The organism is Rivularia sp. PCC 7116 (genome assembly GCF_000316665.1).
Taxonomy (GTDB): domain Bacteria; phylum Cyanobacteriota; class Cyanobacteriia; order Cyanobacteriales; family Nostocaceae; genus Rivularia.
In genome coordinates this window covers 2,217,571-2,232,478 of record NC_019678.1, presented here as the reverse complement: position 1 = coordinate 2,232,478, position 14,908 = coordinate 2,217,571, and the positions used below count along the sequence as shown (strand labels likewise).

13 protein-coding genes and 1 pseudogene are annotated in these 14,908 nt (G+C 39.1%); 13 read left to right on the top strand and 1 reads right to left on the bottom strand.

Going from position 1 to position 14,908, the window contains the following annotated elements; translation table 11 throughout:
- Nucleotides 1–349 precede the first annotated feature (349 nt).
- The 9 genes and pseudogenes from RIV7116_RS08615 to RIV7116_RS35735 form a co-directional block, all read left to right on the top strand.
- On the top strand, nt 350–2,044 hold the full coding sequence (locus RIV7116_RS08615; RefSeq protein ID WP_044290826.1) for an efflux RND transporter periplasmic adaptor subunit: 1,695 nt from the start codon (nt 350–352) through the stop codon (nt 2,042–2,044).
- Nucleotides 2,045–2,053: 9 nt separating this feature from the next.
- Nucleotides 2,054–5,230, top strand: coding sequence for a CusA/CzcA family heavy metal efflux RND transporter (locus RIV7116_RS08610; protein ID WP_015117905.1), 3,177 nt, complete (start codon nt 2,054–2,056; stop codon nt 5,228–5,230).
- A 112-nt stretch (nt 5,231–5,342) separates the two neighbouring features.
- Nucleotides 5,343–5,840, top strand: a complete 498-nt coding sequence (locus RIV7116_RS08605; RefSeq protein ID WP_015117904.1) for a hypothetical protein — start codon at nt 5,343–5,345, stop codon at nt 5,838–5,840.
- Between the two features lie 519 nt (nt 5,841–6,359).
- A complete protein-coding gene (locus tag RIV7116_RS08600; RefSeq protein ID WP_015117903.1) occupies nt 6,360–6,830 on the top strand; it encodes a DUF2808 domain-containing protein in 471 nt (156 codons plus the stop codon).
- Nucleotides 6,831–7,071: 241 nt separating this feature from the next.
- A complete protein-coding gene (locus tag RIV7116_RS08595; protein ID WP_015117902.1) occupies nt 7,072–7,554 on the top strand; it encodes a DUF2808 domain-containing protein in 483 nt (160 codons plus the stop codon).
- 33 nt (nt 7,555–7,587) lie between these two features.
- On the top strand, nt 7,588–8,289 hold the full coding sequence (rppA, locus tag RIV7116_RS08590; RefSeq protein ID WP_015117901.1) for a two-component system response regulator RppA: 702 nt from the start codon (nt 7,588–7,590) through the stop codon (nt 8,287–8,289).
- Nucleotides 8,279–9,658 (top strand): two-component system sensor histidine kinase RppB, encoded by a 1,380-nt coding sequence (rppB, locus tag RIV7116_RS08585; RefSeq protein ID WP_015117900.1) that lies wholly within the window; start codon nt 8,279–8,281, stop codon nt 9,656–9,658. Before rppA ends, rppB begins: the two co-directional genes overlap by 11 nt.
- A gap of 294 nt (nt 9,659–9,952) precedes the next feature.
- Nucleotides 9,953–10,951: an RpoD/SigA family RNA polymerase sigma factor gene (locus RIV7116_RS08580; protein WP_015117899.1), complete on the top strand. Its 999-nt coding sequence runs from the start codon at nt 9,953–9,955 to the stop codon at nt 10,949–10,951.
- Nucleotides 10,952–10,962: 11 nt separating this feature from the next.
- A pseudogene (locus tag RIV7116_RS35735) lies at nt 10,963–11,046 on the top strand (MBL fold metallo-hydrolase); the annotation flags it as partial.
- Between the two features lie 17 nt (nt 11,047–11,063).
- Here RIV7116_RS35735 and RIV7116_RS08575 read toward each other — a convergent pair.
- Nucleotides 11,064–11,411 carry a helix-turn-helix transcriptional regulator gene (locus RIV7116_RS08575; RefSeq protein WP_015117898.1) on the bottom strand — a complete coding sequence of 116 codons (348 nt, stop codon included), beginning with the start codon at nt 11,409–11,411 and terminating at the stop codon, nt 11,064–11,066.
- Nucleotides 11,412–11,544: 133 nt separating this feature from the next.
- On the opposite strand from RIV7116_RS08575, the gene RIV7116_RS08570 reads away from it, so the two are divergent.
- The 4 genes from RIV7116_RS08570 to RIV7116_RS08555 all read left to right on the top strand — a co-directional run bounded on the left by RIV7116_RS08570 (nt 11,545) and on the right by RIV7116_RS08555 (nt 14,854).
- Entirely contained in the window at nt 11,545–12,075 is a 531-nt protein-coding gene (locus RIV7116_RS08570; RefSeq protein ID WP_015117897.1) for a hypothetical protein, read from the top strand.
- A 59-nt stretch (nt 12,076–12,134) separates the two neighbouring features.
- Entirely contained in the window at nt 12,135–12,899 is a 765-nt protein-coding gene (locus tag RIV7116_RS08565) for an MBL fold metallo-hydrolase (RefSeq protein WP_015117896.1), read from the top strand.
- 48 nt (nt 12,900–12,947) lie between these two features.
- A complete protein-coding gene (locus RIV7116_RS08560; protein WP_015117895.1) occupies nt 12,948–14,237 on the top strand; it encodes an FAD/NAD(P)-binding oxidoreductase in 1,290 nt (429 codons plus the stop codon).
- Nucleotides 14,238–14,458: 221 nt separating this feature from the next.
- Nucleotides 14,459–14,854, top strand: coding sequence for a helix-turn-helix transcriptional regulator (locus tag RIV7116_RS08555; RefSeq protein WP_015117894.1), 396 nt, complete (start codon nt 14,459–14,461; stop codon nt 14,852–14,854).
- Nucleotides 14,855–14,908 lie beyond the last annotated feature (54 nt).

The following is a 14,908-nucleotide window of genomic DNA, read 5'->3' as shown; positions in this document are numbered from 1 at the left end:
ATCTTGAAACCAATAATTTTGTAGAGACGTTGCATTGCAACGTCTCTTTGTTATTTTTGAACGGAGTCAGTTCTATTTATACAAGTAGGTATATCCTCTCAAGATTGACACCGTATTGATTGTCAAACAAGGATTTTAAACATTTGAATATATTTGCTCAAAAGAAAATCATCTAAAAATTTCACCGATTTTTCATTTGGGTGTGAAAGAATTGGAAAAGAAAGTTAGTAGTGGCTCGTTGTACTTACAGGAGCATCTCAATCAGCAGAAAGATTGCATGAAGTCTAGTACTGCTTCTTTCAAAATGCCAATATTCCAGAGATAAGCTCACACGAGGAAGATAATGTTTATGCGAATTTCCAACCGTTTTCAAGGTTCTGCACCAGTTCTTAATTTTCTTTCTACCTTAGCCCTGAGTTTAATTTTGATAAACGCTCCGACATCTGTGTTAGCAGGTGCGGGACACGATCACGGAAGTGGTGCGTTTCAAGGTGGAAGCGAATCAAGTGGAGAAGTCAAAGTAGATGAGCAAACCGCGAAACGGTTGGGAATTAAAGTTGAATCAGTGAAACGTCAGCGTTTGGACGTTGGCATTAAAACGACGGGTAAAATTGAAACTTTACCTAGTCAAAGAGCCGAGGTAACAACTCCGATTCCTGGAGCAAAGGTGGCTGAGTTGTTGGTAGAACCAGGTGCAAGGGTAAGAAAAGGTCAACCTGTTGCTGTGTTAACTAGCCCTGATTTCGTAAATTTGCGGGTTGAATCCCAGGAAAAATTAGCACAAGGTCAAGCCGATTTACAACAAGCTTTAGCGGATTTAAAGTTGGCTCAACAAAATTACAATCGCTATCAAAATATCGCTAAAGCAGAAATAGCTCAAGCGCGAAGTCAAGTAGCATTTGCTCAAGAAAAGTATAACAAAGACAACTCGTTGGCGGTTAATGGCGCTTTACCACGTCGCACGGCTTTAGAGTCTCAAACTCAATTAGCGCAAGCTCAAGCGGAACTTGCTAAAGCCAATCGTCGCGGAGATGTTATTGAAGCAGAAAATCAACTTCAACGCGCTCAAGCATCTGTTAAGGTAGCGAAAGAACGTATTAATCTTAGTAATACTACTTATCAAACTCGATTAGCTCAACTAGGGGCTATTGCTAATAAAAAGGGGTTGATAACGGTGACGGCTCCTATTTCCGGTCAAGTTGCTGACAGACAAGTAAGCATCGGTCAATCTTTTGAAGAAGCTGGTAGTCAGTTGATGACCATTGTTAATGACCGCGAGGTTTTTGCTACAGCAAGTATTTATGAGAAAGATTTGGGTAAGGTAAAAGTTGGTCAACCAGTGAATGTAAAGGTTGCGAGCGTACCCAATCAAATTTTTACAGGTCGGATTAAGCGAATTGGCTCGGTGGTAGAAGGAGAAACGCAAGTAGTACCAGTACAAGCTGAAATTAATAACGCTAACGGTCAATTAAAACCGGGAATGTTTGCTGAGTTGGAAGTGGTTACGGATAAAACAGATACGCCAGTTTTGGCAATTCCTACTTCTGCTGTGGTGGATGCCAATGGTAAAAAATTAATCTATATCAAAAATGGTAAGGCTTTTCAATCTGTTGAACCTGAATTTGGTCAAACTTCTGGGAATTTAATCGAAGTTACCAGGGATTTATTTGAGGGAGATGCAGTAGTTACTCAACGTGCTACGCAACTTTACGCTCAGTCTTTAAGGGGTGGTGGTAAAAAAGAAGATGACCACTCGCAAGATGAGCATTTGCACTCAGAAGAAACTAATACTAATAATTTTCCCTTACCTTTATGGTTAATTGCAACCTTGGGAGGAACGGTAGTTGCTGGTGGTGCTTTTGCAGCAGGAACCATGTCTGGTCGTCGCAGCCAAAGACGCATGGTTGCAGCTTATGCAGGAGGGTTAGGTAGCGAGTCTATTACACTACCGGAGTTAGAAGAAGAAATAAAAAATAACCATCACGAACCAACAACTCAAATTGGTCAGCTAGAATCCACCTCGAAAAATAATTCTGACTCATAAACTGCAATCATGATTGATAATATTCTGAAATGGTCGATTGTACAGCGGTGGCTGGTGGTTATTGGGGCAGTTATTATCACGATGTTAGGAGTTTACAACCTAACTCAAATGCCTTTGGATGTTTTTCCTAACTTTGCTCCACCCCAAGTAGAAATTCAAACCGAAGCACCAGGGTTAGCTCCGGAAGAGGTCGAATCTCTAATTAGTTTACCGATTGAAAGTGCTGTCAATGGTACTCCCGGTGTAGAAACTGTACGCTCTTCTTCTGGGGTTGGTATTTCTGTTGTCAAAGTTATTTTTAATTGGGGAACCGATATTTATCAAGCTCGACAGTTAGTCACCGAAAGATTGCAGCAAGCATCGCAAAAACTGCCAGATAATATTGAATCACCACAGATTTCCCCGATTAGTTCCCCCATCGGAACAGTACTTTCCTACGCTTTTACTATCGATTCAGAAGAAGGGAAAACCACAACTGACATGATGGAGGTGAGACGATTTGTTGATTTGGTTGTGACAAACCGTCTTCTCGCTGTTCCGGGTGTTTCGCAATTAATTTCTTATGGGGGAGATACCCGCCAATATCAAGTTTTAGTTGACCCTGCTAAACTAAAGGCTTTTAATGTTTCTTTAGAACAAGTTACCGCAGCTGCGAGAAAAGCTAATAATAATGCGGCTGGTGGTTTTTTAATTGACCCAGATAAGGAGTTATTAATTCGCGGTATCGGAAGAGTTACTGAAATTGAGGATTTACAGAAATCAGTAGTTACCGCTCGCGATGGTACCCCTGTATTATTAAGAGATATCGCCGATGTCCAAATTGGTGCAGCATTAAAACGGGGTGATGGTAGTTTTAATACCCAACCTGCGGTTGTGGTGATGGTTAACAAACAACCCCAAGCTGATACTCCTACGATAAGTCGGGCTGTAGAAGCGGCAATGGCAGAACTTGAGCCTAGTTTACCAGCGAATGTTAAGTATACAGTTACTTTTCGCCAGCAAAATTTTATTGATGATGCTATAAAAAATGTTACCAGTTCTCTCAGGGATGGCACGATAATTGTTTCAATTATTTTGCTGATGTTTTTGATGAACTGGCGCACTGCAATTATCACCCTTAGCGCTATTCCTTTGTCGGTGTTAATTGGGATGATGATTCTCAATTTCTTTGGTCAAGGTATTAATACTATGACTTTGGGAGGTTTGGTAGTAGCTATCGGTTCGGTTGTGGATGATTCTATCGTTGATATGGAAAATGCCTACCGGGGATTGCGGGAAAACCAGCAAGCAGAAAATCCCGTTCATCCTTTCCAGGTGGTATTTGACACTTCAGTACAGGTAAGAACCAGCGTTATTTTTTCGACAGTAATTATAGCCGTAGTTTTCGCACCAATTTTTACTTTAACTGGGGTAGAAGGTCGAATTTTTGCACCGATGGGCTGGGCTTATTTGGTATCAATTTTATCTTCAACCTTGGTAGCAATGACTTTATCTCCGGCATTGTGCGCCATACTGCTAACCAAAAAGAGACTGCGGGATGATGAAACCTGGTTAACTCGCTGGTCGCAAAAGCTATACCGTCCCCTGTTGAATTTTTCTATCAAACGTTGCAACGTGGTGATTCTAACTGCTGTTGCAGCTTTTGTGGCATCAATGTTGATTTTTACAACCTTGGGACGAGTATTTTTACCAGAATTTCAGGAAAGTACTTTAGTTAATTCCATGCTGCTTTATCCCGGTACATCCTTAGAAGTTACCAACCAAGCTGGAAACGCAATTGAAGCAGCACTCAAAGATGACCCCCGGATTACATCAGTGCAGATGCGTTCCGGACGCGCTCCTGGAGATGCGGATGCTGCACCTGTAAATTTAGCGCACCTCGATATTGAGATTAGCGATGTCGGAATGAAAGATAGGGAAGCAACGGTAGAAAAAGTAAGAGAGGAATTCGCCAAAATACCTGGTTCGGTAGCGATTATCGGAGGTTTTATTTCTCATCGCATGGATGAAATTTTGTCCGGTGTCAGAAGTGCGATCGCCGTGAAAATATTCGGTCCCGAACTTGAAGAGTTACGCGCTTTGGGGAAAGAAGTAGAAGCTGTAATGCAAGATATTCCTGGTTTGGTAGACTTGCAGCTAGAACCGCAAGTACCGATAAAACAGTTACAAATCAAGTTTGACCGCGATGCTGCGGCTCGTTACGGTATTTCTGTAGGAGATTTATCAGAAATAACCGAAACTGCATTAAATGGTCGGGTAGTATCCCAGGTATTAGAAAAACAGCAGCTTTTTGATTTATTGGTGTGGTTAAAACCAGAAGCACGTAATAACTTAGACACCATTCGCAATTTGCTTGTAGATACTCCCAATGGACAAAAAATACCTTTAGCAGCAGTAGCAAAAATTGATTACGGAACTGGTCCCAATACCATTAACCGAGAAAACGTTTCCCGCTTAATAGTTGTTTCTACAAACGTTTCCGGTAGAGACTTGGGTTCTGCTGTGGATGAAATTCGCGCCAAAGTCAAAGAGCAAGTACAAGTACCATCTGGTTATTTTATTCAGTATGGCGGTCAGTTTGAATCGGAACAACGAGCCTCCCAAAATTTCCTGATATTTGGCGGTTTATCAATGATTGTCATCGCCGTTTTGATGTACTTCGCCGTTAAATCAATACCAGCAACCTTAATGATTATGAGTAATCTACCTTTAGCATTAGCCGGTGGAGTTTTTTCCGTTGCTTTGGGTGGTGGTATTCTTTCGGTAGCGTCAATGGTCGGATTTATCACTTTATTCGGTGTAGCTACTCGTAACGGTTTGCTTTTAGTAGAAAACTATAACAGCAAATTTGCAATGGGAATGCCTTTACGAGAAGTAATTTCCCAAGGTTCAATGGAAAGACTTGTTGCTATTTTGATGACAGCTTTAACATCTGCATTAGGTATGGTTCCGTTAGTAATTGGGACTGGTGCGGGTAAAGAAATTTTGCAACCTTTAGCGATAGTTGTATTGGGTGGTTTGTTTACTTCTACAGCATTAACTTTATTGGTACTTCCGGCTTTGTATAGTAAATTTGGCAAATATTTGATTCCCAAACAAAATTCATCCGTAGTTCAGATGGAAACCGCTTCAGAAATTACTGCGAATCAAGATTTAACTATTCTCAATAATAGTAAGAGGAGATGAATAAAAAACTAAAAAACTAATATTTAAATTACTTGTTTGCGCTTCTCTGCGAATCCCTCAGCGTTCCTTTGCGTTAATAAATTATATTCTGAAACATCAAGGAGTCAAAAAAATGAAATCACTTAAATTAGGCGCAATTGTCTTAGGTAGTATAGGATTAATTTTTGTAGGTGCTTGTAGTAATCAAACTGCAAATTCAGAAGATTCAGCGGCTAGCAAAACCGAAACCGTAGCACAGAAAGGTCACTCAGAAAATGACGGTCACGACCATTCCGAAGATGAAAAAGAAGGGGAACATTCTCACGGTGGTCAAGTTATAGAATCCGGTCAATATCATTTAGAACTTGTCGCAGAACCAAGTGATGATGGAACTCATATGGATTTTTATTTAGAAAAAGGTGAAAAACACGAAAAGGTCAGCAATGCTCAAGTAACGGCTCAAGTTCAGTTACCTAATGGGGAGCAAAAATCAATCCCCCTTGAATACGAAGCTGACGAAAAACATTATCACGCCATACTTCCAGAAAAAACAGCAGGAGAATACAAAGTAGCTATTCTTTCTGAAGTTGATGGTGAAAAAGTTAACGGTCGCTTTAGCTTTAAAAGATAATTTATAGGTTAAACAGGTTTAAAAATTTTAAAAGCCTAAAGTTTGCCGAATAGAATCTCCTATTAGGCAAACTTTAAATCAGGTTCAGATGGAATTTGGGTGATTTTTTTTAAATTGGCTAAATTTTGCTATTATTTCGTAAACCAAGTACCCTTCTCGTCTTAATTAAATTGTTTAATACTTTCCAAACATCCTCTCAAAGGCTTAAAAGTAAAAATTAAAAGCTATCTATTTTATCCCGTAAAGATTACGCTATTTTATATTAGTTTTTAGCATAACAGATAATAAAGACTATTAATTAACAATAATTCAACCATTTTCTCACCTTTTCTATTGAAAATTAAAGGTGAGTTTTATTATCGATTAATTTGTTTACGTAAAATATATCTAATCTAACTTTAATAAAATCAAGCAGTTTTGAAATATCTATGATTTTTTCATCTTATTTTCATCCACATATTTCACAATAAATATATAGAGAAAAATCAAAAAAATTATTAACTGATTAGGAGAAGACAAGTGAAAAAATTAATCTATGCGGCTGCATTTACCTTCGCTATTTCATTTACAATTCCAGTATTTGCCAAAAGTCCAAGTGACGCAAAATTTACTCATTTAGGAAATAGTGCAGCCCTACCTGACAACGCTCAAGCTTATGGTGCTACCCATAAGTTTGATGTTCACGTTCAAGGTAAAGCTGTTTCTGAATTGATGATTGAGTCACCAGAAGATGTGAAAATTACTGAAGGAATTGAAGTGAACAATAAATCAGGTGAAAAAATTCCTGCCACAGTTTCTATTAATGGCAAAGAAGCCACCATTACATTTTCAGAAGCTGTCAACCCAGGAACTTCACTATCAATTCAAATGCAGGGAGTTCGGACTCCACTTTATGAAAATACTTGGCATTATTCTGTATCTGCCAAAAAAGTAGGGATGAAAGAAGAAATTCCACTTGGTTTGGCAAGAATTAACACTTACAGTGGCTAAATTATTCCTACATTTTGATTCGCTTTAGTTAATCAAAATGTAGGAGAGCAACGCGAAAAAGTGAAATACTATAATTCCAAACAAATTGAGTCATAAATTCATCAAATCGTGTTGCTTTCTTATCTGTATGAAAATTTCATCGAATTTTCATTTCAGTTTGTAAAACTATTAAGTATACCCTGTAATTCACTAATGCAATTGTAAAAGTGAATCAACTTACTCTATCACTGAGAAAAATGAAATGAAAAGAATATTATTTTCTACCGCCGCTATCCTTACTTTAGCTGTATCAACTGGTACTGCCATCGCACAACCAACAACAGCTAGTAATTTTGCTCGTATTACTAACTTTTCAGAATTTCCTCAACGCATTCGCTATTGGAGTACTCCTAGACACACCTTCAAAATCGCCATTTCTGAACGAAGTAATGCTGTGTCACAAATTATTATTGAAGCTCCAGATAACATAAAACTAGATGATAATATTGATATCTCGAACCAATCGGGAGAAAAGATTAATGCTGAAATTGCTATCGATGATAAGAAAAAAGCAACATTAACATTTTCCGAACCCGTTGCTCCGGGAACTAAGCTTACTATAGAAATGAACAAAGTCAGAAAACGAGGTGCCACTAGAGGTGAAATGCTCTACAAAGTATTTGCAAATTTTGTTAATTCAAATCAAGCAGTACCCGTAGGTATAGCCAGATTGCGCGTTAGTTAAGAGTTTGACTGATTTAAAAAGGCAACGCTAGTTATGAAAGTTTTACTGGTAGAAGACGAACCAGATTTGGGTGCATCAATTCAGCAGAAGTTGAGCAAAGAAAGATATATTGTTGACTGGGTTTTGGATGGGGATGAAGCTTGGAGTTATTTGCAAAATAACTCGAATAAATATACGTTGGCAATCTTCGACTGGTTGTTACCGGGATTATCTGGTATAGAATTATGCAAACATTTACGACTGCGGAATAACCCCTTACCCGTACTAATATTAACAGCTAGAGATAGCATGGAAGATAAAGTTGCTGGTTTGGATGCTGGTGCGGATGATTACTTGGTAAAACCTTTCGGAATGGAAGAGTTACTAGCACGATTGCGGGCTTTGCAAAGGCGCGTACCCCAGTTTCAGCCCCAGCATTTAGAAGTAGGTAATCTAACTTTAGACTACGGTAATTTTGCAGTTACTTGTCAGTATCCGAATGGCGAGACAAAGGCAATTACTTTAACCAAAAAAGAGTTTCACTTATTAGAATACTTGATGAAACATCCCGATGTAATTGTTACCCGCGACCAAATTTTAAATCATTTATATACATTTGATACCGAGCGGGTGAGTAATGTAATAGCTGCTCAAATGCGGCTTCTGCGACGCAAATTATCTAAATATGGTTGGGATAGTTGTATCGAAACTATCCCCTGTATGGGTTATCGGTTTAATCCTGCCAATGCAGATTAGAGTATTTAATAAAACTCGGTGGCGACTAGCAGCCTGGTATGGGGCAGCTATGGGTTTATTTTTGAGCCTTTGCGGTGTTGCTATTTACCAGGTTATGATTCGTGCTTACCTACTTTCCATTGATAGGGAATTAGAAGCTGTCACGGGTACTTTACACAGCGTTATCGAACCGACTTTGCAGCAACCCAAACGCTTGGAGCCGATTTTTCAGGTGGTTTTACCCAATCTCTGTGTAGCTGACTCCGATTGTTCAATTAATAAAATTCCTACCCACATTCAACTAGTTCATTCTCAACACGGCATTTTTAGCACCTTTTATCAAGATAAAATATATTACGTCCGTTTTATTGATAATTCTAAAAATTTGATTGCTGTAGCTGGCTTTCCTCCAAATGAATTACCTCAGAAGGTACAAACACAAGGATGGCAAACACTCAAAGACACCAGAGGAATTCGTTACAGTCAAAAATCTTTACAGCTGCATACCCAAAATAATCAACTTTGGGGCTACATACAAGTAGGGCGCAGTCTCAAAGAATTGGATAATCGTTTGGCGGCTTTTAAATTGATTTTGGGATTTGGATTACCAATTACAATACTATTAGTTGGCGGTTCGAGTTGGTGGCTGGCTGGTTTGGCAATACAACCGATTAATCACTCCTACAAACAAATGCAGCAGTTTACTTCCGATGTCTCTCATGAATTGCGGACTCCCCTAGCAGCAGTTAATGCCAAAGTGGAAACTGTACTCGATAGTTCTGAACTGTCCGAACAACAAGCGCGAGATGTTCTAACATCGGTAAAACGTCAAAATCTGCGCTTGGCTGAATTAGTACAAGATTTGCTATTACTTTCACGACTGGAACAGCAAACTCTAATACCTACAAAGCAACCTTGCTGTCTTGATATTCTGATTGAGGATTTAATCGAAGAATTTTCAGCTTTAGCAAATGCATCTTCTTTGCAATTAGAATACTCGATTTTATCTCATCAACCCTTATACGTTATGGGAGATGAAGACCAACTATTGCGCCTACTTTCTAATTTAATTGCCAATGCCATTCAATACACTCCTGCTGGTGGCAATATAAATCTTATTTTAAAAAAAAACAACGGCGATGCAGTTATAGAAGTAATTGATACAGGTATTGGCATTTCACCTCAAGAACAACAAGTAATTTTTGACCGTTTTTATCGCGTCAATAGTTCTCGCTCTCGTCGTAGTGGTGGCTCGGGTTTGGGATTGGCGATCGCCCAAGTAATCGCTCAAGCACATGGAGGTAAAATACTGGTACAAAGTCAATTGGATAAAGGTAGTACTTTTAGCGTTCGTCTACCTTTGAAAGTTATTCCCCCATCAAATATTTAAAGATAATTCTCTGAGGTTGAGAAATTTCATCTCAATTTCATTTCAAGATGCCAAACTAATTAAGTAAATATAAATAACTATATTATTCAAAACTTCCACACACACACCACTCGGTTGTACTTGGCGTTACTCTACGTTAAGAGTACAACCTTTTTTTTAATTACTTATTATCGAAAGTAATAAATCACTAACGGGGTTTATCGCGAAAAATATTTCGTATTTTCATGCTTAATATTTAAGTAAAATTTGCTTCAACATTAACCAGCGTGCGTTACTTCTGAGACTAACCTAATCATGTCTAACTTTAACTCACAACCAAATAATGACAGTAACAAAAATCGTAAGTATTCAAAAGATATTGTCGGTAGTTATTTTCAAGATATTGTCCGCATACCGCTATTAACTTCTGAAGAAGAAATTTTTCTGGCTAAACAAGTTCAGCAAAGAATTTCTTTGTTAGCATTAAAAGAAGAATTATCTGAAAAATTACAGCGTCAACCAACTTTACAAGAATGGTCAGTTAAAGCTCAATTGAATGATTCTGAGCTACTCGAACAAATAAACCAGGGACAAATAGCCAAACAAAAAATGATTGCGGCTAATCTACGTTTGGTTGTCACAATTGCTAAAAAATACCAAAAGCGCAACTTGGATTTTCCCGACTTAATTCAAGAAGGAACTTTAGGATTAGAGCGAGCAGTTGATAAATTTAAACCATCACTAGGATACAAGTTTTCAACCTATGCTTACTGGTGGATTCGTCAGGGAATTACGCGAGCCATATCCCAACAATCTCGTACAATTCGCTTACCCATTCATATTACCGAGAAGCTAAATAAAATTAAACGAGTTCAGCGAGAATTATCTCAGAAACTTGGTCGCAATCCAACTGTTACTGAAATTGCTGAGGCTCTGGGTTTCAAACCAAGTCAAATAAGAGAATGCTTGAGGTTAGCTCGTAAACCTATGTCTTTAGATGTAAAAGTAGGAACAGAACAAAATACGCAATTGCAAGATTTATTAGTTTCAGAAAGTTATTCTCCATTCGATTATGTTGTAAAAGAATCCCTTAAGCAAACTGTTCAAGATTTATTATCTAAACTGTCTCCTCAACAGCAAGAAATATTGACCTTGCGATTCGGTTTAACGGGGGAAGAAGAACTTACGCTAAAACAAATTAGTCAGCGAACAGGTATTTGTCAAGATAGAGTGCTACTGCTACAACGACAAGCTTTTACTTTTTTACGACGATATGGAACAAGCTCACGCATTTATTTGAATAATTTTAATTAGGAGAGCGAAAGATGTTTTTTCGACAGTTGTTTGACCGCGAATCCTGTACTTATACTTACCTGATTGCCGACCCCGATACAAAAGAAGCAGTTTTGGAACAAAAACCCAAAGCCTACTCCTGTGTTTCAGAAGCTTCATAGCGAGTGCATTCATAAACCCCCTTTGCCGCATCAGCCAGCAATTCATCAGCCAAACTCAGTAACGTAGCTACCCGTTCGTCGCTGAATTGGTAATAAACGAAATTGCCTTTTTGCGAACGAGTTACTAAACCACAATCTCTGAGACAGCCTAAATGGTTAGAAGCATTCGACTGACTCAGACCAGTCACTTTAACAATTTCACCTACCGTAAGAGAACCTTTACGTAAAGCATTCAAAATAGATAGACGAGAAGAGTCGGCAAAACCCCGAAAAAGCTTGGCTTTTAGAGCAATTATTTGAGATGAGGTAAGTGTTTGCATAAATTAACATATTTCAATATCACTATATCATTAATGGCTGATATACTAAATTCATCAGCCATTAATATGTATGATGCCATAACTAAGTATGGTGATAGTTCAATTAATAACTTCTTAAATTAAGGAGTTTAAGATGAATCGACAATTACGACTTGGGATAATTTTATTTCTACTGACATTAAGTCTGGCTTTCACGGCAGGACAAATTACTCAAGCAACTCCAAGAATTGCCTGCCAAGGATGCATGATGGATGGTGGCATGATGGATGGCAATAGGCAAGATATGGGAATTGTTCATCAGCTATTTGCGAACCATAGCCTGATCCGCCGCACCGTTAAGGAAATCCCAGGTGGAGTTCGCACTGTCACAGAGTCGGATATTCCGCAAGTTACTGCTTTGATTCAAGCCCACGTTAAAAGTATGCACCGAAGAGTAGATGAAGGACGACGGTTTGCGATGATGAGCCGCACTTTACCGATTATGTTTCGCAATGCCAATCGCTACGAGCGCAAATTTGAACTTACTCCGAAAGGGATAGTTGTCACCAAAACCTCCGATGACCCTAATCTAGTACCCGTTCTTCGCGAACACAGCGGCGAGGTTAGTGGCTTTGTAGAAGGAGGCAAACCTTGGATGGGAGGTGGCAGAAGGAGATGGTGGTAAATACACGCTAAACACATCTATCAAAGGAATAAAAATTATTTTAGTTAGGAGAGCAAAAGGTGTTTTTTCGACAATTGTTTGACCGCGAATCCTGTACATATACATACTTAATTGCCGACCCCGATACAAAAGAAGCAGTTCTGGTCGATCCAGTTTTGGAACAAGTAGAGCGCGATCGCAATCTTCTCAAAGAACTTGGCTTTACACTGCGATATTGTCTGGAAACCCATATCCACGCAGACCATATTACAGGAACTGCAAAACTGCGGGAGTTGACTGGTTGTCGGGGAGTGCTACCAGAAAAGACTCCAACAGATTGCGCTAATAAATTTATTCAAGATGGAGAAATGCTGCATATAGGAAGTATTTCTATCGAGGCGATTGCTACACCAGGTCACACTGGTAGCCATATGGCTTACTTAGTCAATAGCAACAGCGATGAGACTTCCCGAAAAAAGCTTAACGTTCTCACCGGAGATGCTTTATTCATTCGAGGTTGTGGACGAACAGACTTTCAAGATGGTGATGCAGGAACTTTGTATGACTCGGTAACACAACGGCTATTTACTTTACCAGATAACACTCAGGTGTATCCCGCTCATGATTATCAAGGTCGTACAGTGTCTACAATTGGAGAAGAGAAGCGATGGAACCCCCGATTTGTAGATGAATCTCCTGAGCCTGCTACGGAAGACGTTTCATGTATACGTGACCGTGCAGGTTTTATTGAGTTGATGGACAATCTAGATTTACCGCAGCCTGAAAAGATTATGGAAGCTGTTCCCGCTAACCGGCGTTGTGGAAACCTCGCTTCCTCTAGTTAAATGTTCGGCTCAATATTTCATTTATAGCTTCAAGGGTGAGAAAATATCATGTCTACACAAGTTAAGCCAGTAGATAACGAATCAGCTATTTCAACTGATACAGCTAGGGTACAGCACCAAGTTGTAGTTGTCGGAGGTGGAGCCGCAGGTATTACAGTCGCCGCACAACTACTGAAGACAAACAAGCAGCTTGATGTTGCCATTATTGAACCCAGAGAGAAACATTACTACCAACCCGCTTGGACATTAGTTGGTGGTGGTGTTTACAAAGCTGAGGATACAGTTAAAGACGAAAAAGACTACATCCCTGATGGTGCTACTTGGCTCAAATACTCTGTAGCTAATTTAGACCCAGACAAAAATACAGTTATTACTAAAGAGGGAAAACTTATTTGCTACGAATATCTGATTTTAGCTGCGGGTATTCAGATTGATTGGCATTTAATTAAAGGTCTAAAAGAAGCAATTGGGCAAGATGGCGTTTGCAGTAATTATGCTTACGAATACGCACCTTACACTTGGGAAGCTATTAAGAATTTCAAAGATGGTAACGCTATATTCACTTACCCTAGCACTCCGGTTAAATGTGGAGGGGCACCATTAAAGATTATGTATTTGGCTGATGATGCCTTTAGAAAACAAGGAGTTCGCAATCAGTCAAAAGTCATGTTTTGTACGGCGAAAGGAGCAATTTTTAGCGTAAAAGAATTCGCACAAACACTGCTTTGTGTAGTAAAGCGCAAACAGATAGACGTAGCATATAAACACAATCTCAAAGAAATTAAAGCTGATACCAAAACAGCGATTTTTGATGTATCAACAGACTCAGGTGTTTCAGAGATAGCTATCCAATACGACTTACTTCATGTTACGCCACCCATGAGCGCACCTGACTTTATCAAACAAAGCAAATTAGCCGTACTTGACGGAGCCACACAAGGCTGGGTTGATGTAAACAAATACACACTACAGCACAATGTTTACCCTAACGTTTTTAGCTTGGGTGACGCGGCGAGTCTCCCAACATCAAAAACAGCTGCTGCTGTAAGAAAACAAGCGCCAGTTGTTGTTCATAACTTGCTGGCTTTAATAAACTCAAAAAATCTCGCTCAAGAATACAACGGTTATACTTGCTGTCCAATAACTACAGGATACGGCAAAGTGGTACTTGCCGAATTTGGTTATGACAACGAGCTTTGCCCCACATTTCCAATCGATCCAACTAAAGAGCGATACGTTATGTGGCTGCTAAAAAAATATGGCTTCCCCTATATCTACTGGAATAGGATGCTCAAAGGTCAAGCTTTTGAGGGAAAGTTGTTAGGAATTAGCTCCTGAATCTCGGTTTTTTACGATTCCATTTACAAGCGAGGGACTTTGACTGAAATCCTACCTCGCTTTAATTTAATTTTAAATAATTGATCTAGTTGCTGCTAACTCAGACAAATGAACAACTGTTCAAACTTGGCTACAATGATAATCAGTATCACTATTTCTTCTTAAAGTTGTCTTCCAAGATAGCGAAGAAATAGGCTCTGTCTGTTGTAGATGCAACTCTCATGACTAAATCAAAACCAAAACAGCAACTATCAAATCTTGATTCACCTACTTGTGATTCTAGTGAAATTCATCTAGATAATATCCGTCAGGTACAGCCAGAAATTATTCCTACAGAAAAAGCACAGCAGATGGCTGATTTCTTCGGAACCCTCGCAGATCCACATCGTTTGCGTTTGCTTTCGGCTTTAGCAAAACAAGAGTTGTGCGTTTGCGATTTAGCCGCATCTGTCAAGATGAGTGAATCCGCAGTCTCTCACCAACTGCGAATCCTGCGTACTATGCGTTTAGTTAAATACCGCCGCGAAGGACGCAACGTCTATTACAGCTTGAAAGATAGCCATGTCACAAATATCTACCGTGAAGTTGCGAAACACATTGATGAACCAGAAGTTTAATTAAAATTAATCATTAAACCTTGTATAAATAACCTAACTTTTGATAATATATGA

Coding starts and splice junctions, on each gene's coding strand:
- RIV7116_RS08595 (WP_015117902.1), top strand. CDS start 7,072: ATGAAAAGAATATTATTTTCTACCGCCGCTATCCTTACTTTAGCTGTA.
- RIV7116_RS08580 (WP_015117899.1), top strand. CDS start 9,953: ATGTCTAACTTTAACTCACAACCAAATAATGACAGTAACAAAAATCGT.
- rppA (WP_015117901.1), top strand. CDS start 7,588: ATGAAAGTTTTACTGGTAGAAGACGAACCAGATTTGGGTGCATCAATT.
- RIV7116_RS08555 (WP_015117894.1), top strand. CDS start 14,459: ATGACTAAATCAAAACCAAAACAGCAACTATCAAATCTTGATTCACCT.
- RIV7116_RS08610 (WP_015117905.1), top strand. CDS start 2,054: ATGATTGATAATATTCTGAAATGGTCGATTGTACAGCGGTGGCTGGTG.
- RIV7116_RS08570 (WP_015117897.1), top strand. CDS start 11,545: ATGAATCGACAATTACGACTTGGGATAATTTTATTTCTACTGACATTA.
- RIV7116_RS08575 (WP_015117898.1), bottom strand. CDS start 11,411: ATGCAAACACTTACCTCATCTCAAATAATTGCTCTAAAAGCCAAGCTT.
- RIV7116_RS08605 (WP_015117904.1), top strand. CDS start 5,343: ATGAAATCACTTAAATTAGGCGCAATTGTCTTAGGTAGTATAGGATTA.
- RIV7116_RS08615 (WP_044290826.1), top strand. CDS start 350: ATGCGAATTTCCAACCGTTTTCAAGGTTCTGCACCAGTTCTTAATTTT.
- RIV7116_RS08560 (WP_015117895.1), top strand. CDS start 12,948: ATGTCTACACAAGTTAAGCCAGTAGATAACGAATCAGCTATTTCAACT.
- rppB (WP_015117900.1), top strand. CDS start 8,279: ATGCAGATTAGAGTATTTAATAAAACTCGGTGGCGACTAGCAGCCTGG.